General features: G+C 59.6%; 14 protein-coding genes. 8 read left to right on the top strand and 6 right to left on the bottom strand.

The features are described 5' to 3' along the window. The first annotated feature begins 36 nt into the window (after positions 1–36). The 4 genes from ubiG to ACYZUD_RS32835 all read left to right on the top strand — a co-directional run bounded on the left by ubiG (position 37) and on the right by ACYZUD_RS32835 (position 3,625). The gene (ubiG, locus tag ACYZUD_RS32850; RefSeq protein WP_038982154.1) at positions 37–735 is read left to right on the top strand and encodes a bifunctional 2-polyprenyl-6-hydroxyphenol methylase/3-demethylubiquinol 3-O-methyltransferase UbiG; all 699 of its coding nucleotides are present in this window, start codon (positions 37–39) and stop codon (positions 733–735) included. Positions 736–739: 4 nt separating this feature from the next. After that, the gene (gene mupP / locus ACYZUD_RS32845) at positions 740–1,411 is read left to right on the top strand and encodes an N-acetylmuramic acid 6-phosphate phosphatase MupP (RefSeq protein WP_462021919.1); all 672 of its coding nucleotides are present in this window, start codon (positions 740–742) and stop codon (positions 1,409–1,411) included. A gap of 170 nt (positions 1,412–1,581) precedes the next feature. After that, positions 1,582–2,322, top strand: a complete 741-nt coding sequence (locus tag ACYZUD_RS32840; RefSeq protein WP_007899713.1) for a YciK family oxidoreductase — start codon at positions 1,582–1,584, stop codon at positions 2,320–2,322. Between the two features lie 376 nt (positions 2,323–2,698). Continuing rightward, complete coding sequence (locus ACYZUD_RS32835; RefSeq protein WP_462021918.1) at positions 2,699–3,625, top strand: GGDEF domain-containing protein; 927 nt, start codon at positions 2,699–2,701, stop codon at positions 3,623–3,625. Positions 3,626–3,674: 49 nt separating this feature from the next. Here ACYZUD_RS32835 and ACYZUD_RS32830 read toward each other — a convergent pair whose 3' ends face one another. The 4 genes from ACYZUD_RS32830 to ACYZUD_RS32815 form a co-directional block, all read right to left on the bottom strand. After that, positions 3,675–5,549 (bottom strand): MFS transporter, encoded by a 1,875-nt coding sequence (locus ACYZUD_RS32830; RefSeq protein ID WP_462021917.1) that lies wholly within the window; start codon positions 5,547–5,549, stop codon positions 3,675–3,677. A 97-nt stretch (positions 5,550–5,646) separates the two neighbouring features. Next, positions 5,647–6,798: a TDT family transporter gene (locus ACYZUD_RS32825; protein WP_462021916.1), complete on the bottom strand. Its 1,152-nt coding sequence runs from the start codon at positions 6,796–6,798 to the stop codon at positions 5,647–5,649. A gap of 105 nt (positions 6,799–6,903) precedes the next feature. Beyond that, positions 6,904–7,215 (bottom strand): cupin domain-containing protein, encoded by a 312-nt coding sequence (locus ACYZUD_RS32820; RefSeq protein ID WP_462021915.1) that lies wholly within the window; start codon positions 7,213–7,215, stop codon positions 6,904–6,906. Between the two features lie 40 nt (positions 7,216–7,255). Next, positions 7,256–8,449 carry an MFS transporter gene (locus tag ACYZUD_RS32815; protein WP_462021914.1) on the bottom strand — a complete coding sequence of 398 codons (1,194 nt, stop codon included), beginning with the start codon at positions 8,447–8,449 and terminating at the stop codon, positions 7,256–7,258. 91 nt (positions 8,450–8,540) lie between these two features. On the opposite strand from ACYZUD_RS32815, the gene ACYZUD_RS32810 reads away from it, so the two are divergent. Further along, positions 8,541–9,080 (top strand): TetR/AcrR family transcriptional regulator, encoded by a 540-nt coding sequence (locus ACYZUD_RS32810; protein ID WP_462021913.1) that lies wholly within the window; start codon positions 8,541–8,543, stop codon positions 9,078–9,080. Between the two features lie 250 nt (positions 9,081–9,330). Beyond that, positions 9,331–12,801: a hybrid sensor histidine kinase/response regulator gene (locus ACYZUD_RS32805; protein ID WP_462021912.1), complete on the top strand. Its 3,471-nt coding sequence runs from the start codon at positions 9,331–9,333 to the stop codon at positions 12,799–12,801. Between the two features lie 81 nt (positions 12,802–12,882). On the opposite strand, the gene ACYZUD_RS32800 is transcribed toward ACYZUD_RS32805, so the two are convergent. Next, a complete protein-coding gene (locus tag ACYZUD_RS32800) occupies positions 12,883–14,247 on the bottom strand; it encodes a DNA recombination protein RmuC (RefSeq protein WP_462025141.1) in 1,365 nt (454 codons plus the stop codon). A 175-nt stretch (positions 14,248–14,422) separates the two neighbouring features. Continuing rightward, positions 14,423–14,746 (bottom strand): sel1 repeat family protein, encoded by a 324-nt coding sequence (locus ACYZUD_RS32795; protein WP_462021911.1) that lies wholly within the window; start codon positions 14,744–14,746, stop codon positions 14,423–14,425. Between the two features lie 1,004 nt (positions 14,747–15,750). On the opposite strand from ACYZUD_RS32795, the gene ACYZUD_RS32790 reads away from it, so the two are divergent. Together ACYZUD_RS32790 and ACYZUD_RS32785 are read left to right on the top strand one after the other, a co-directional pair. Beyond that, entirely contained in the window at positions 15,751–15,975 is a 225-nt protein-coding gene (locus tag ACYZUD_RS32790) for a hypothetical protein (protein WP_008031832.1), read from the top strand. A gap of 276 nt (positions 15,976–16,251) precedes the next feature. Beyond that, positions 16,252–16,734, top strand: coding sequence for a hypothetical protein (locus ACYZUD_RS32785; protein ID WP_462021910.1), 483 nt, complete (start codon positions 16,252–16,254; stop codon positions 16,732–16,734). Positions 16,735–16,820 lie beyond the last annotated feature (86 nt).

Raw genomic sequence — 16,820 nt, 5'->3', positions numbered from 1 at the left:
GCAACAGGATTTTTCAAGTTTTAGAGGACTTAAACCATGAGCAACGTCGACTACGCCGAAATCGCCAAATTCGAGGCCCTGGCCCATCGCTGGTGGGACCGCGAAAGCGAGTTCAAACCGCTGCACGACATCAACCCGCTACGGGTCAACTGGATTGACGAACGGGTCAACCTGGCCGGCAAGAAAGTCCTCGACGTCGGCTGCGGCGGCGGCATCCTCAGCGAAGCCATGGCCCAGCGCGGCGCGACCGTGATGGGTATCGACATGGGCGAAGCGCCACTGGCGGTCGCGCAGTTGCACCAACTGGAATCGGGCGTGAGCGTCGAGTACCGGCAGATCACCGCCGAAGCCCTGGCCGAAGAAATGCCCGAGCAGTTCGACGTGGTCACCTGCCTGGAAATGCTTGAGCACGTGCCGGATCCGTCCTCGGTCATCCGCGCCTGCTTCAAAATGGTCAAACCGGGCGGCCAGGTGTTCTTCTCCACCATCAACCGCAATCCGAAGGCGTATCTGTTCGCCATCGTCGGCGCCGAATACATCATGAAGCTGCTGCCGCGCGGCACCCACGACTTCAAGAAATTCATCCGCCCTTCCGAGCTGGGTGCCTGGAGCCGCATGGCCGGCCTGACCGTCAAGGACATCATCGGCCTGACCTACAACCCGCTGACCAAGCACTACAAACTGGCCTCCGACGTGGACGTCAACTACATGATCCAGACCCTGCGGGAGGAGTAAGCCGATGCGTATCAGAGCAGTCCTTTTCGACATGGACGGCACGCTGCTCGACACCGCGCCGGACTTCATCGCGATCTGTCAGGCGATGCGTGCCGACCGCGGCTTGCCGCCGATGGACGACAAGCACATTCGTGACGAGATCTCCGGCGGCGCCAGGGCGATGGTCGCCGTGACCTTCTCCATGGACCCGGAATCCCCAGGCTTTGAAGAACTGCGCCTGGAGTTCCTGGAGCGCTACCTCGTGGGTTGCGCCGTTCACAGCAAGCTGTTCGACGGCATGGGCGAACTGCTGGCCGATATCGAGAAGTCCAACCTGATCTGGGGCGTGGTCACCAACAAGCCGTTGCGCTTCGCCGAGCCGATCATGCAGCAACTGGGTCTGGCCGAGCGTTCGGCGCTGTTAATCTGCCCGGATCATGTGAAGAACAGCAAGCCGGACCCGGAGCCCTTGATCCTCGCCTGCAAGATGCTCGACCTCGATCCGGCCAGCGTGCTGTTTGTTGGCGATGACCTGCGTGACATCGAGTCCGGGCGCGATGCCGGCACCAGGACGGCCGCCGTGACCTATGGCTACATTCATCCGGACGATAACCCGCGGCATTGGGGGGCGGATGTGGTGGTCGATCATCCGCTGGAGTTGCGCAAGGTGCTTGATAGCGCCCTTTGTAGCTGCTGAGCGGCTTTCGCAGGCGCACAACTCCGAAAGGGTACGAATGTGGGAGCGAGCCTGCTCGCGAAGAGGGAATATCGACCAACACTGATGTTGCCTGAGACACCGCCTTCGCGAGCAGGCTCGCTCCCACAGAGATAGCGCCCGACCTGAAGAATTTTTGTTGAGGTTTTCCTATGTTTGATTATTCCGCCCGCCCTGAATTGCTCAAGGACCGGGTCATCCTGGTTACCGGCGCTGGTCGTGGCATCGGCGCTGCCGCCGCGAAAACCTATGCCGCTCACGGTGCCACCGTGCTGCTGCTGGGCAAGACCGAAGCCAACTTGACCCAGGTCTACGACGAGATCGAAGCCGCCGGTCATCCACAACCGGCCGTCATCCCGTTCAACCTGGAAACCGCCCTGCCCCATCAATACGATGAGCTGGCCGCGATGATTGAAACCGAATTCGGCCATCTCGACGGCCTGCTGCACAACGCATCGATCATTGGTCCGCGCACCCCGATCGAACAGCTGTCCGGCGAAAACTTCATGCGCGTCATGCACGTCAACGTCAACGCGATGTTCATGCTCACCAGCACCCTATTGCCACTGCTCAAGCTGTCTCAGGACGCCTCGGTGGTATTCACCTCCAGCAGCGTCGGCCGCAAGGGTCGTGCATATTGGGGCGCCTACGGCGTCTCCAAGTTCGCCACCGAAGGCCTGATGCAAACCCTGGCCGACGAAGTCGACACCGTGGCACCCGTGCGCTCCAACAGCATCAACCCTGGCGCCACCCGCACCAGCATGCGCGCCCAGGCTTACCCTGGCGAAAACCCGCTGAACAACCCGACACCCGAGGAGATCATGCCGGTCTACCTGTACCTGATGGGTCCCGACAGCACCGGCATCAACGGCCAGGCATTCAACGCTCAGTAATGCCCGCGCGTCGCTTTTGTGCCGCGACGGCTTCCCGGCGCGGCGCCAAAAGTGCTTCGTAACTGCACCTATTTCAAGTCAAACAACTGTCGTCGAACTCGGTGACTTGTCTTGAAATATAGAGCTTGATATTGATTTATAACGTTTTTTATCCGAATGAACCGAATGGCACGACTTTCGCTCTAAATTTGCTCAGACACGCAGTGTGAAAGCAGATGGGGCGGCGCTCGGGTTCGATGGGTTATTAATCTTCGACAAAGCAGATTAGACTTGGACGAAATGTCCTACGGGACTGATGGACCAGTACTGACGCGCAGCCCAAAGCCGCTCTCACCCAGCCTGTAAGACAGCCTTACTGCTCAGGGGCGCACGCCATATGAAATCACCTTCCCAGACCAACGCAATTGACTTCGATAGCGCCAAATTGCAACGCCTGGGCTTTGGTCAGCAGCCCCCCCTCCTGGAGAGGCCCGTCAGTCTTGCGCAACTGCGTCAGCAACTGAGCCTGTTGCTGCAAACCAGTCTTGAGCCGCAACGTATTCTCGGCCTCTTCTTCCGCGAAATTCAGCGTCTTGTCCCGCTTGATGCCTTGAGCTATCTACATAACGCCAGTGACTTGCGCCTGGAGTTCGGCCTGCGCGGTCATCATTCGATCAGCTACAGCCTCAGCCATGAAGGCGAACACCTGGGTGAACTGGTGTTCCGCCGCAATCAGCGGTTCAGCGAGCAGGAACAGGGCAACCTCGAGTCGCTGCTGTCCACGTTGCTGTATCCGATGCGCAATACCCTGCTCTACCGCGCAGCCACTCAAAGTGCGTTGCGCGATCCACTCACGGACACCGGCAACCGCATTGCCATGGATCAGACGCTGCAACGGGAAATCGAGATGTCGCGCCGGCATCTGCAACCCTTGTCGCTACTGATGCTGGACATCGACCACTTCAAACAGATCAACGACAACCACGGACACAGCGCCGGCGATGACGTGCTCAAGGCGGTCGCCGCCTCGATCAAAAGCCAGTTGCGCAATGTGGACATGGTGTTCCGGTTTGGTGGTGAAGAATTCTTGATACTGCTTTCCAACACCGGCCGGGAAGCGGCGGCCATGGTCGGCGAACGACTGCGATTCGCGGCGCAGGCAGAGGATTATTCGGCCGATGGCAACATGATCGAACTGACGGTCAGCCTCGGCTGTTCGACCCTCTTGCCCGGTGAGTCTGCCGAGAGCCTGTTGCGACGGGCCGACAGTGCGCTGTATGTCGCCAAACGCGAGGGACGTAACCGGCTGGAGATGGCGGGCTGAACATCCGCCAGCGCGGGCTCGCTGGTGCAGCGGCCCGCAACCGGTAGCGTTATCGAACAGCGCCGCGCAATTGCCCCACCAAACCTTGCAGCCTGGCCGGCTCTGCCGTCTCGACCGCCACCGCAGGTCCCGCCACCAGCGTCACCCGCGACCACAAACGACGGAATACGCCCTTTTCCGGATCACGACTGAAGAAACTCCCCCACAACCCCTGCAACGCCAACGGAATTACCGGCACCGGTGTCTCTTCGAGGATCCGCGTGAGCCCGCCCCTGAACTCGCTGATTTCGCCATCGGCGGTCAATTTGCCCTCAGGGAAGATGCACACCAACTCGCCGTCCTTCAGATACCGAGCAATCCGCGTGAAGGCTTTTTCGTAGATCTGGATGTCTTCCTGGCGCCCCGCGATCGGAATCGTCCCGGCCGTGCGGAAGATGAAGTTCAGCACCGGCAAGTTGTAGATCTTGTAGTACATGACAAAGCGAATCGGCCGACGCACCGCGCCGCCAATCAGCAAGGCATCGACGAACGACACGTGATTGCACACCAGCAACGCTGCGCCTTCATCGGGAATCAGTTCCAGATTGCGATGTTCAACGCGGTACATGGAATGGCTGAGCAGCCAGATCATGAAACGCATGCTGAACTCGGGGACGATCTTGAAGATGTAGGCGTTGACGCCAATGTTCAGCAACGACACCACCAAGAACAACTGCGGGATCGACAGCTTGACCATGCTCAACAAGATGATCGAGACAATCGCCGAGACCACCATGAACAGCGCGTTGAGAATGTTGTTGGCGGCAATCACCCGCGCCCGCTCGTTCTCCGGCGTGCGCGACTGAATCAGCGCGTACAGCGGCACGATGTAGAAACCGCCGAAAATCCCCAGGCCGAGAATGTCGATCAACACCAGCCACGCGTGGCCGAAGCCGAGGATTTCGATCCAGCCATGGCCATTGACGCTGTCCGCAATTGCGCCGGAATGCCACCACAACAGCAAACCAAACACGGTCAGACCGAAAGAACCGAACGGTACCAGGCCGATTTCGACTTTGCGTCCGGAGAGTTTCTCGCAGAGCATCGAACCGAGGGCGATACCGACCGAGAACACCGTCAGAATCAGCGTCACCACGGTTTCGTCGCCGTGCATCCATTCCTTGGCGTAGGCCGGGATCTGCGTCAGATAAATCGCCCCGACAAACCAGAACCAGGAGTTGCCGACAATCGAGCGCGACACCGCCGGGGTTTGTCCCAGGCCCAGCTTCAAGGTGGCCCAGGACTGGCTGAAAATATTCCAGTTCAGGCGCATTTCCGGTGAAGAGGCCGCGGCGCGAGGAATGTTGCGGCTGGCCAGGTAACCGAGCACCGCAATACCGATGATCGCTGTCGAGACGATGGGGGCGTAATGACTGGACGACATCATGATCCCGGCGCCAATGGTCCCGGCAAGGATCGCCAGGAAGGTGCCCATCTCTACCAGGCCGTTGCCGCCCACCAACTCTTCTTCACGCAAGGCCTGGGGCAGGATCGAATATTTCACCGGGCCGAACAGCGCCGAGTGAGTGCCCATGGCGAACAGCGCCACCAGCATCAGCGACAGATGATCGAACAGGAAACCGACCGCGCCGACCGCCATGATGGCGATTTCCCCGAGCTTGATCAGACGGATCAGCGCGTCCTTGGCGAACTTTTCTCCGAACTGCCCGGCCAGCGCCGAGAACAGGAAAAACGGCAAGATGAACAGCAGCGCACACAGGTTGACCCAGATCGAACGGTCACCCTCAATCGTCAGCTTGTACAGAATGGCAAGGATCAACGACTGCTTGAAGATGTTGTCGTTGAACGCCCCAAGGGACTGTGTGATGAAAAACGGCAGGAAGCGCCGGGTGCGAAGCAAGGTGAACTGCGAGGGATGACTCATCTTCCGTGTGTCCCTGATGTTGGTAGAGAGTGGCGTGGATACAGTGATTGGAATGTCGAACGTCAATCCAGGCCACACATTACCTAATCTTTGCAGGTTATTTCTTTAATCCTGCTATGCACGGCGAGACAAACAACTCGCCCCGCCACGCGCCCTGCACCGTCCGTTTGGTGACGATCAGCCACATCACCGCCAGCAATGCCACCAGCACACAACCGAAGACACTGAAAAACGTCAGGTTCAAGGTGCTGGCCAGTTTCAACGTCGCCAGGGAGTACACGCCCAAGGGGAACGTAAAGCCCCACCAGCCGAGGTTGAAAGGGATTCCGGCGCGCAGGTAACGCACGGTGATCAGCACCGCGATCAGCATCCACCACAGACCAAAACCCCACAGCGTAATCCCGGCCACCAGCCCCAACCCGGCGGCGATTTCACCGATACCCGGCAAACCGTTGGCGGCGAAAATCGCCGGTGCGTCCGCCCCCAGCAGCAACATGCCCAGCGCACCGGTGCCGATCGGACCGAGCGCCAGCCAGCTCGAAGCGGCCATGTTTTCGTGGGGCAGTTTATGCAACGCCATGCGCAGCAAGAGGATGGTCAGAATGCTGAACGCCACCGGCAGCGAAAATGCCCAGAGTACGTAGCTGGTGATCAACACCACCAGTTGTGAATGGGCATCGGCCAGGTGCGGCGCCAGCAGGCCACCGCTGGCGGCCGCCACTTCTGCGGCCACCACCGGCAACAGCCAGACGGCAGTCATCTGGTCGATGCTGTGTTCCTGACGGGTGAACATCATGTAGGGGATCAGTACCCCACAGGCCAGGGACATCGCCACATCCAGCCACCACAGCACTTCGGCGACATGAATCACGCCTTCGCCCCAACGCGGCAGACCGAACAACAGAAAACCATTAATGATGGTCGCCAGCCCCATGGGGATGGTGCCGAAGAACATCGAAACCGTGGAGTGGCCGAAAATCCGCCGCGCCTCATCGAAAAACAGCGCCCAGCGCGCCGCGTACAACGCCGTGAACAAAACGAACAGGACGATATTCAACAGCCAAAGGGTTTCGGCAAGCGCGTGCAAACCGGGGCTCGCGACAGGCAACTGCGCCAGCGCCAACGCCAGCACGCCGGTGCCCATGGTCGCGGCGAACCAGTTAGGGGTGAACTGGCGAATGACTTCGCGCGGGTGCTGCAAATGACTGAAAGGTTTGAAGCCGGCTGTGTGGGTATTGGGGCATGTCATGGCGAACTCCTGTCCTCTGTTGAGGTGGAATTCATGGTAGATCCGAATCGAATATCTATATAACGGGTAATATCTCTAACTGTTATCTATTTTACAGATATAACATCAGACACTTCCTTCAGTCTCGATCACCAATATCCTCGCCACACCCTGCGGATGAGCCACGTGCTCGGTACCGATGTCGGCGTAAAAGATATCGCCTACGCCCAGCATCACCTCCTTCTCCAGACCATCTTCGCGATAGCGCATCTGCACTTGCCCATCGAGGACGACGAACACTTCCTCGCCGTCGTTGATATGCCATTTATAGGGCTGATCGGTCCAGTGCAAACGGGTGGTGATGCCATTCATATTGGCGATGTCCAGCGCCGCCCAAGGGTGGTCACCGGTGAAGGATTTGCTGCGGATGATCTTCATGAGCGGTCCTCAAAATGAATGGCGGCGCCAAGGCTAACGATCAACCGGCATCAGCGCTACAGACTTTGACCGGCCGCTGACGCATCAACCCCAGCAGCGCCCCCAGAGACAGAATGATCAGCACAGCACCGTAACCATCGGTGGTTGCCACCAAACCGAAAGTCCGCGTCAGATTCCCCGCCAGCAACGACGGCAGACAGAACGCCAGATAACTGAGCACATAAAACGCCGACATCAACCCTGCCCGCTCATGAGGCAGCGCCAGCGGCACCAAACTGCGCACCGTCCCCAGGAAACCGGCGCCGAATCCGCAACCGGCCACCAACGTGCCGAGGAAAAACAATGGCAGGCTAGCGCTGTGCACACCCAGCAAAAGCAACACGACCCCCGTTGGCAGCAGCGAGCCTCCCAACAGCAGCGCCTTTGCCGCAGGCCGATTGCGCAAGGTGAAGATCATCAACGCCCCGGTCACGGTCAATACCGCCACCGTCGAGCCGCCAATCAGGTTCGACGTCGAGCCGGTGGCTGTGCGCACCAACGAGGGGGCGAGGGATGCGTAAAATCCGCCGAGCGCCCAGGTCGCAATGTTGAGCGGCAACACCCGCCACAACGTGGAGCGCGCCTGAACCGGCACATGCAGGGTCGGGCGCAGCGAGGTCCATGCCCCCGGTTGCGGGCTGACGCTTTCCGGCAGGCGCCACACGTACAGCGCCTGCATTACAAACAGCGCGAGCAGCACCCAATAGGTGAGTTGCAACGGCAGCGGCGCAAACTCGGCCAGCAAGCCGCAACCCATGGCGCCAACCGCCATGCCGAGCAGTGGCGCCACGCTGTTGATCAGCGGCCCCTGTTGGCGATCGGTGTCCAGCAGCGCAGCACTCAGTACAGCGGTGGCCATCCCCGTGGCAAACCCCTGAAGCACTCGCGCACTGATCAACCACGCCACGCTGTCCGCATTGATAAACAGCAGCATCGCCAGCACGTTCAGCATGACGGCGGTGAAAATGACCGGTTTGCGCCCCAGGTAATCCGAGAGCGAACCCACCGTGAGCAGAGCCGCCAGTAAGCTGATGGCATACACGCCGAAAATCAGGGTCAGGGTCGCTGCCGAGAATTGCAGGTGCTCCTGATACAAGTGATACAACGGCGTTGGCGCCGTGGACGCGGCGAGAAAACTGAGTAAGGTAATCGCCAGGAACCACAGGCTGGAACGGTGGGACGCTGAACTGGACATGGGCACACTCCGCAAAAGCTATTTTTTTGCTTTTGCGGAGTCTGCTACCGGCTTGTGCTTAAAGCAAATTCTTTGTGTTAAGGTCCGATGCATGGCTATTAAAGAAGGTTTACGCCCTGGCGGCAGAAGCGCCCGGGTGCAAGAGTCGATTCATTCGGCCGTGCGCGATCTCCTCGAAGAACAGGAGCGCTCAACCGTGACTGTCCCGCAAATCGCTGCTCGCGCAGGGGTTACACCATCGACCATTTACCGACGCTGGAGTGATTTGTCGGCACTGCTGGCCGATGTCGCCCTCGCGCGCATGCGTCCCGACAGCGAACCGGCCAACACCGGCAGCCTGCGCGGGGACGTTCTTGCCTGGGCCGAGCAATACCTGGACGAGATGAGCTCCGAACCCGGCCGCAACATGCTGCGCGATGTGCAATCGAGCACTACGCCGGGCTTTTGCGTGACGATCATTGGCGGGCAGTTGCAGACGATTCTGGATCGCTACCCCGATCAACCGAAGCCGAGCGTCGATCGACTGATCAACCTGGTGGCCGCGCCGACAGTGTTTCGCATCCTGTTTTCGCCCGCGGCACTGGAAGTTGAGGAATTGCATCGGTTGATCGAGATTGCGTTCAGTCAGTAACGATGCCATCGCGAGCAGGCTCGCTCCCACATTGGATCTATGTTGGTCATAAATTAAGTGTCCGCAGTAGATCAACTGTGGGAGCGAGCCTGCTCGCGATGAGGCCTTCACAATCACCGAAGATCCAACTGACACACAGCCTGCGACACCCCACCACGCCACGACCTTGGTCGACACTGACTAACCCCTGCCATCGTGCGAGACTGTCTGTCCGGGCGGGAGTCCCGGGTGTCTTTTGTCTGGAGTTCCCATGTCGCTGTCCAGCGGGCTGATCGCCGTTGTTGCCCTGGCCTATATGGCCATCCTGTTCGCTATCGCCTTCTACGGTGACCGTCGCAGTGCGCCGTTGCCGCCGCGGATGCGTGCCTGGGTGTACAGCCTGTCGCTGGCAGTCTATTGCACCAGCTGGACGTTCTTTGGCGCCGTGGGTCAGGCGGCCGAACAGCTCTGGTCTTTTCTGCCGATCTACCTCGGGCCGATCCTGCTGCTGGTCTGCGCACCGTGGGTCCTGCAAAAAATGGTGATGATCAGCAAGCAGGAGAACATCACCTCCATTGCCGACTTCATCGCCGCGCGCTATGGCAAATCCCAGTCGCTGGCGGTGGTGGTGGCGCTGATCTGCATGGTCGGCGTGCTGCCGTACATCGCATTACAGCTCAAGGGCATCGTGCTTGGCGTGAACCTGCTGATCGGCGCCGGTGCCGACGCGATGGGCACTCGCGCCCAGGATACGGCGCTGATCGTGTCGCTGGTGCTGGCGCTGTTCACCATCGTTTTCGGTACGCGCAACCTCGACGCCACGGAGCACCACCGCGGCATGGTGCTGGCGATTGCCTTCGAATCGCTGGTCAAGCTGTTCGCTTTTCTGGCGGTCGGCGCGTTCGTGACCTACGGCCTGTACGACGGTTTCGACGACCTGTTCAACCAGGCCATGCTCGCCCCGCGCCTCGAAGAATACTGGAAGGAAACCATCAACTGGCCGTCGATGGTGGTCCAGACCGGGGTGGCGATGATGGCGATCATCTGCCTGCCCCGGCAGTTCCACGTCACCGTGGTGGAGAACATTGATCCCCAGGATTTGCGCCTGGCCAAATGGGTGTTTCCGGCCTACCTGGCATTGGCGGCATTGTTCGTAGTCCCGATCGCCCTCGCCGGTCAGATGTTGCTGCCCAGCTCGGTGCTGCCGGATTCGTTTGTCATCAGTCTGCCGCTGGCCCAAGCCCACCCGGCCCTGGCGATGCTGGCGTTTATTGGTGGTGCGTCGGCGGCGACCGGCATGGTGATTGTTGCCAGTGTGGCGCTGTCGACCATGGTCTCCAACGACATGCTGTTGCCATGGCTGCTGCGGCGCAACAATGCCGAACGGCCGTTCGAAGTGTTCCGCCAGTGGATGCTGTCGGTGCGTCGAGTGAGCATCGTGGTGATTCTGCTGCTGGCCTACGTCAGCTATCGCCTGCTGGGCTCGACCGCGAGCCTGGCGACCATCGGCCAGATCGCTTTCGCCGCCGTGACCCAACTGGCCCCGGCCATGCTCGGTGCGCTGTACTGGAAGCAGGCCAACCGCCGAGGTGTGTTCGCCGGCCTCGCTGCCGGGACATTCCTGTGGTTCTACACCCTGATCCTGCCGATTGCAGCGCACAGTCTCGGTTTGTCCTTGAACAGCTTCCCCGGCCTGGCCTGGCTGCACAGCAACCCGCTGAACCTGCCGCTCACCCCGCTGACCCAAGGCGTGGTGTTGTCGCTGGCGGCCAATTTCACGCTGTTCGCCTGGGTGTCGGTGTTGTCGCGCACGAGGGTGTCGGAACATTGGCAGGCCGGTCGTTTCATCGGCCAGGAAATCAGCGCCCGTCCCAGCGCCCGCTCAATGCTGGCGGTGCAGATCAACGATTTGCTGCAACTGGCCGCACGCTTCGTCGGTGAAGAACGCGCCCGTCAGAGTTTCATCCGTTTCGCCTATCGCCAAGGCAAAGGCTTCAACCCGAACCAGAACGCCGACGGTGAATGGATTGCCCACACCGAACGCCTGCTGGCCGGTGTTCTTGGCGCTTCTTCGACGCGTGCGGTGGTAAAAGCCGCCATCGAAGGTCGGGAAATGCAACTCGAGGATGTCGTGCGAATCGCCGACGAAGCCTCGGAAGTGCTGCAGTTCAACCGCGCGCTGCTTCAAGGTGCTATCGAAAACATCACCCAGGGCATCAGCGTGGTCGACCAGTCGCTGAAACTGGTGGCCTGGAACCGTCGCTACCTGGAGCTGTTCAATTACCCGGACGGCTTGATCAGCGTCGGTCGCCCCATCGCCGACATCATTCGCTACAACGCCGAACGCGGTCTGTGCGGCCCCGGCGAGGCCGAAGTGCACGTCGCTCGCCGCTTGCACTGGATGCGTCAGGGCCGCGCCCATACCTCTGAGCGACTTTTCCCCAATGGTCGAGTGATTGAGCTGATCGGCAACCCCATGCCCGGCGGCGGTTTTGTCATGAGTTTCACTGACATCACAGCGTTCCGCGAGGCCGAGCAGGCGCTGACCGAGGCCAACGAAGGCCTGGAACGGCGGGTGACCGAACGGACCCACGAGCTGTCGCAACTCAATGTTGCACTGACCGAAGCCAAGGGCACCGCCGAGTCGGCCAACCAGTCGAAAACCCGTTTCCTGGCAGCCGTCAGCCATGACTTGATGCAACCGCTGAACGCCGCGCGACTGTTCTCTGCAGCCCTCACCCATCAGGACGACGGGTTGTCCGGTGAAGCGCAGAAACTGGTCCACCATCTGGATTCTTCACTGCGTTCGGCCGAGGACCTGATCAGCGATCTGCTGGACATCTCCCGCCTGGAAAACGGCAAGATCAACCCTGATCCCAAGCCATTTGTGCTCAATGATTTGTTCGACATACTCGGTGCCGAGTTCAAGGCGCTGGCCCGGGATCAGGGTCTGAAATTCCGCGTCCGGGGCAGTACGTTGCGAGTCGACAGCGACATCAAACTGTTGCGACGGATCCTGCAGAACTTCCTGACCAATGCTTTCCGATACGCCAAAGGGCCGGTTTTGTTGGGGGTTCGCCGACGCAAGGGCGAATTGTGCCTGGAGGTCTGGGACCGTGGCCCGGGGATTCCGGAAGATAAGCAGCAGGTGATTTTCGAAGAGTTCAAACGCCTCGACAGCCATCAGACCCGTGCCGAGAAAGGCCTGGGGCTGGGCCTGGCGATCGCTGACGGGCTGTGTCGCGTTCTGGGTCACACGTTGCAGGTTCGTTCCTGGCCAGGTCGCGGCAGCGTGTTCAGCGTCACGGTACCGTTAACTCGGGCGCAAGCCGCGGTGCCGGCCAACGTCACCGAACTTAACGGCAAAGTGCCGAGCGGCGCACAGGTGCTGTGCATCGATAACGAAGACAGCATTCTGATCGGCATGAACAGCCTGCTCACCCGCTGGGGATGTCAGGTCTGGACCGCGCGCAACCGCGATGAGTGCGCGACCCTGCTCAGCGAAGGAATGAGGCCGCAATTGGCACTGGTGGATTACCACCTGGACAATGGCGAAACGGGGACAGATTTGATGGCATGGTTGCGAACCCGATTGGGCGAACCGGTGCCAGGGGTGGTGATCAGTGCCGATGGGCGGCCGGAAACGGTGGCCCAGGTGCATGCGGCGGGGTTGGACTACCTGGCCAAACCGGTGAAGCCGGCGGCGTTGCGGGCGTTGTTGAGTCGGCATTTGCCGTTGTAGCGCGATTCTTGGGGCGGCGTGGCTTTCGAAAAGATCGCAGCCTTCGGCAGCTCCTACCCGGGGGCTGCGATCTTTTGATCTTTATTCCGGCAACTCGGCCAACCCATCCACATCCGTCATCGCTCGCTCCAGCAAGTCTGCCGGCAGGCTCTTGCTCGCCCGCGCCCCAAGCAACTTAAGCTGCTCACTGCGGCTGACCAGATTGCCGCGCCCTTCCGTCAGCTTATTGCGCGCGGAGCTGTAGGCTTTGTCCAGTTGCTGCAAGCGATTGCCGACCTCATCCAGATCCTGAATGAACAACACGAACTTGTCGTAAAGCCACCCCGCCCGCTCGGCGATTTCCCGGGCGTTCTGGCTCTGGCGCTCCTGCTTCCACAGGCTGTCGATGACGCGCAGGGTCGCCAGCAACGTGGTCGGGCTGACGATCACGATGTTGCGGTCGAACGCCTCCTGAAACAGGGTCGGCTCCGCCTGCAATGCAGCGGAAAAAGCCGCTTCGATCGGGACGAAGAGCAAGACGAAATCCAGGCTGTGCAAGCCGTCGAGCCGCTTGTAATCCTTGCCGGACAGGCCTTTGACGTGATTGCGCAGGGACAGCACATGCTGCTTGATGGCGATCTGGCTGATGCCGTCGTTTTCGGCCGCCACGTATTGCTGATAGGCCGTGAGGCTGACCTTGGAGTCGACGACCACCTGCTTGTCGCCCGGCAGATAAATGATCACGTCCGGCTGGAAACGCTCGCCGTCCGGGCCCTTGAGATTGACTTGGGTCTGATACTCGCGGCCCTTCTCCAACCCGGCGTGCTCAAGCACACGCTCAAGAATCAACTCACCCCAGTTACCCTGGGTTTTCTGCCCTTTCAAGGCGCGGGTCAGGTTGGTGGCTTCGTCGCTCAGGCGCAGATTCAACTGTTGGAGCCGCTCCAGCTCCTTCGCCAGAGAGAAACGCTCACGCGCTTCAGCCTGATAGCTTTCCTCGACGCGTTTTTCGAAGGACTGGATGCGCTCCTTCAAAGGATCGAGCAACTGGCCCAGACGCTGCTGACTGGTTTCGGCAAAACGCTGTTCGCGCTCGTCAAAGATCTTGCCCGCCAGCTCGGCGAACTGCGCGCGCAGCTCGTCTCGCGAGCCTTGAAGGTCGCTGAGGCGCTGCTGATGGCTTTCCTGCTGCTCACGCAGCTCGGCGTTCAACGAGGCGGTCTGGGCGTCCAGGCGACGCAACTCAGCCTCTTTGCCGGCGCGCTCCAGATTCCAGGCGTGCGCGGCGTCGCGAGCGTCATCGCGTTCGATCTGCAGCAGTTCGACTTCTCGGCGCAAAGCGGCCAGGTCTGCCTGCCTCGCGGCGTTGGCCTGGCCCAAATCAGCGATTTCATCACGACAAGCTTCGAGTTGGGCGTTCAACCCATCCTGGGCCAGATGGGCCGTGGCCAGACGCTCTTCCAGCAGTGCAACCTCTGACTGGCGGGTGCTCGCCCGGCGCTGAAGTTGCCAGGCCAGCGCCAGCAACGGCAGCGCAGCACCCGCCAGACCGAGCAATACGCTGGTCAAGTCCATAGCCATAGCCACTCCTGCCAATTCAATAAAGCTTGAAGGTTAACCAAGGCGTCAGGTCTTGGACAGCTCAGTCTTCGATCAGACCGAGTTCCTGCTGGGCACGCAGATCCCCTGCCCGCGCGGCCTGACGCAAAAGGTCCTGGCCAATTCGACGATCCCGGGCATTGCCACATTCGCGGCACATCAACTGACCGAGACGGCTTTGCGCGGCCACGACCCCTTCACGGGCCGGCTGCTTGAGCAAACGTCCGGCGAAGTGTTTGACGTTGGGGTTTTCGCCCAGACGCGGGCTGTCCAGCAACCACTCGGCCACACGCATTGAAAAACGCTTGGGTGGGGTAACACGGGAGGGTGTAGCGGTTACAGAATCTGATACTGAGCGAAACTTCATAAAGCACTGTGGGGCAGATCGGAAGGCGCGCCACTCTACTCTTTTTTTCTTACAGGTAAAGCCTAAAAAAACCCGGCACGCCCGTCCTAGAGCAAGCGCTCGGGACAATCCACAGAAGCTGTGGATAAGTCAGTGGACAACCGCCCTTGAACTCTCGCAAAGCCCTGTGGAATGGGGCTCGCAGTCAAACTGACGATTTTTTCACCAGTAAAAAAAAGCGATGTTTTTCATTGACTTAAATTTTGGTTACAGGCAGCCACTGCGCTTGCAGGGAAGATGACAGCGGCGTGACAACCTGCGCAACTTATGTGCACAAGTACCTTCGAGGCGGTTATATCGATGCGCTTTTTCGGCGCATTTTGGCACCAGAGCTGGGGATAACCCCTGGCAAACCCGTGTTCCAGGCTGATCCTGGCCCGATGAACGTCGACGACCGACGGTCGGATTTTGTGCTATTACAGGGCGCAACAGCGGCTCACAGGGTTTTCCGGCTGCCCATTCCGACGCAGATCAGGGCGAGTGGTGAGCACTCCAGCGATCTTTTTGATTAGCACACTTCCTTTCTGCGATTCAATCCGTTAGTATCCGCGGCGTTAGTACCAAGCTGAAAGTCAATTCTGGTCGAACACATCCCCCCGGTCAGCCTTCCCAAAGGAAGCTCTACCGAAAAAGCGGGATCGACCACCTCGATGGTTTCCAGGTAAACCTTGCGCCAACACAGCCTTTGATCAAAAGCAAAGGGTGTTGCGAAGCTCACTTACTCTGACCGAACCAACCTGCAAATTGATCAGGATCTTCACCCCGGGCCCAGAACCTTTGCCCTTGATGTGTTGCCTGCCCTCCTAAGTACCTACCTGCCAGCCCAAGCGCGCCAACTTAATTAGCGCTTCAAACTGGCTGCTTTGTTCCAGTCGGGTTCTTCGTTCGACCAACGGTGGTCGACGTCACTGGAACGTTTTAATTTTGCACGGTTCTTATCCGTGTCGCTTGTAGGAACACCCAATATGACTACTCAAATCCACACCCAGGATGCCATCCGCACCCTAACCAACGCTTTTGCACCAATGAACTGCCTGATCATGGCCGCTCGCAAAGGCTGCTTCAGCTTCACCCTCGTCAACGAACATGGCATCGCTCGTCACAGCGAACGCCTGTACCCCGATCAGTACTCCAGCGCCGAGCCGCTGCAAGCCGTGATCGAGCGTACCCGTCAGGCACTGGTTGCCTGAGACGCCAGAAAGGCTGAAAACCTCAAAAGCCCTGCTCAAAAAGCAGGGCTTTTTATTGCCCGATATTTCCCTTTCCCCTCCCGCCGCCTAAGCACTAACCGATATAACGGTTATAACTCGGAGCCGGAAATATTTTAAAAACAGTCCTTTACAGCGCGAATATGACACTACACTTCAACTCAAGCGGCTTGATCCGCTTGCGGCGAGCCTGAGTCGATCCACCGCTGCCAAGGCCCCCTTCAGGACTCGCCGACCACTTCATGTTCCGAGGGCTTTATGGGTATCGCTGCCAGCGAACTGTGCCGTTATGTGATCCGTCCGACGCTGATCTACCTTGGACGCCATAGCGCAACTGCCGAATCCCTGCTGCTGGGCATTGCCGCCAGTCAGTCTGCCCTTGGTTCCGCCCTGCATGACCGCCGTGGACACGGCCTGTATCGAATCGCCGAACCCCGCCACCAGGCACTCTGGGATCATTACCTGGCACTTGACCCGGAACGCGCAAGCCTCGTTCGCGGACTGGCCAGCCAACATGCTTTCCTCAGTGGCCCGCACCTGGAATTGACCGTCAACCTGCGTTACGCCACCGCCATCGCCTGGCTGCTGGTAGAAGAACAGAACACTCCCCTCCCCGAAGCAGGCGACCTGCTGGGCATGGCCCGAATCTGGCGCCAGACCTTCCAGCCCCAAGGACGCCTGAGAGACTTCACCTACGCCTGGCAAACCTGTGTTTCACCGTTGAATCAGGTTGCCTGCTGATCCATCCAATTTCAGAAGATCGCACAACAGGTCGCGAATCTGGTTGGATTGTCCTACAAAACCGCTCTAAATCAAGCGTTACAGCC

It is taken from the genome of Pseudomonas sp. XS1P51, from assembly GCF_054897845.1.
The sequence above is the reverse complement of the archived record's forward strand: the minus strand, read 5'-3'. Positions and strand labels throughout refer to the sequence as shown.

What these genes read in the sequence shown, in the direction of transcription:
- ACYZUD_RS32810 (WP_462021913.1), top strand. Translation starts at nt 8,541, where the DNA reads ATGGCTATTAAAGAAGGTTTACGCCCTGGCGGCAGAAGCGCCCGGGTG.
- ACYZUD_RS32825 (WP_462021916.1), bottom strand. Translation starts at nt 6,798, where the DNA reads ATGACATGCCCCAATACCCACACAGCCGGCTTCAAACCTTTCAGTCAT.
- ACYZUD_RS32840 (WP_007899713.1), top strand. Translation starts at nt 1,582, where the DNA reads ATGTTTGATTATTCCGCCCGCCCTGAATTGCTCAAGGACCGGGTCATC.
- mupP (WP_462021919.1), top strand. Translation starts at nt 740, where the DNA reads ATGCGTATCAGAGCAGTCCTTTTCGACATGGACGGCACGCTGCTCGAC.
- ACYZUD_RS32820 (WP_462021915.1), bottom strand. Translation starts at nt 7,215, where the DNA reads ATGAAGATCATCCGCAGCAAATCCTTCACCGGTGACCACCCTTGGGCG.
- ACYZUD_RS32785 (WP_462021910.1), top strand. Translation starts at nt 16,252, where the DNA reads ATGGGTATCGCTGCCAGCGAACTGTGCCGTTATGTGATCCGTCCGACG.
- ACYZUD_RS32815 (WP_462021914.1), bottom strand. Translation starts at nt 8,449, where the DNA reads ATGTCCAGTTCAGCGTCCCACCGTTCCAGCCTGTGGTTCCTGGCGATT.
- ACYZUD_RS32795 (WP_462021911.1), bottom strand. Translation starts at nt 14,746, where the DNA reads ATGAAGTTTCGCTCAGTATCAGATTCTGTAACCGCTACACCCTCCCGT.
- ACYZUD_RS32830 (WP_462021917.1), bottom strand. Translation starts at nt 5,549, where the DNA reads ATGAGTCATCCCTCGCAGTTCACCTTGCTTCGCACCCGGCGCTTCCTG.
- ACYZUD_RS32790 (WP_008031832.1), top strand. Translation starts at nt 15,751, where the DNA reads ATGACTACTCAAATCCACACCCAGGATGCCATCCGCACCCTAACCAAC.
- ubiG (WP_038982154.1), top strand. Translation starts at nt 37, where the DNA reads ATGAGCAACGTCGACTACGCCGAAATCGCCAAATTCGAGGCCCTGGCC.
- ACYZUD_RS32805 (WP_462021912.1), top strand. Translation starts at nt 9,331, where the DNA reads ATGTCGCTGTCCAGCGGGCTGATCGCCGTTGTTGCCCTGGCCTATATG.
- ACYZUD_RS32835 (WP_462021918.1), top strand. Translation starts at nt 2,699, where the DNA reads ATGAAATCACCTTCCCAGACCAACGCAATTGACTTCGATAGCGCCAAA.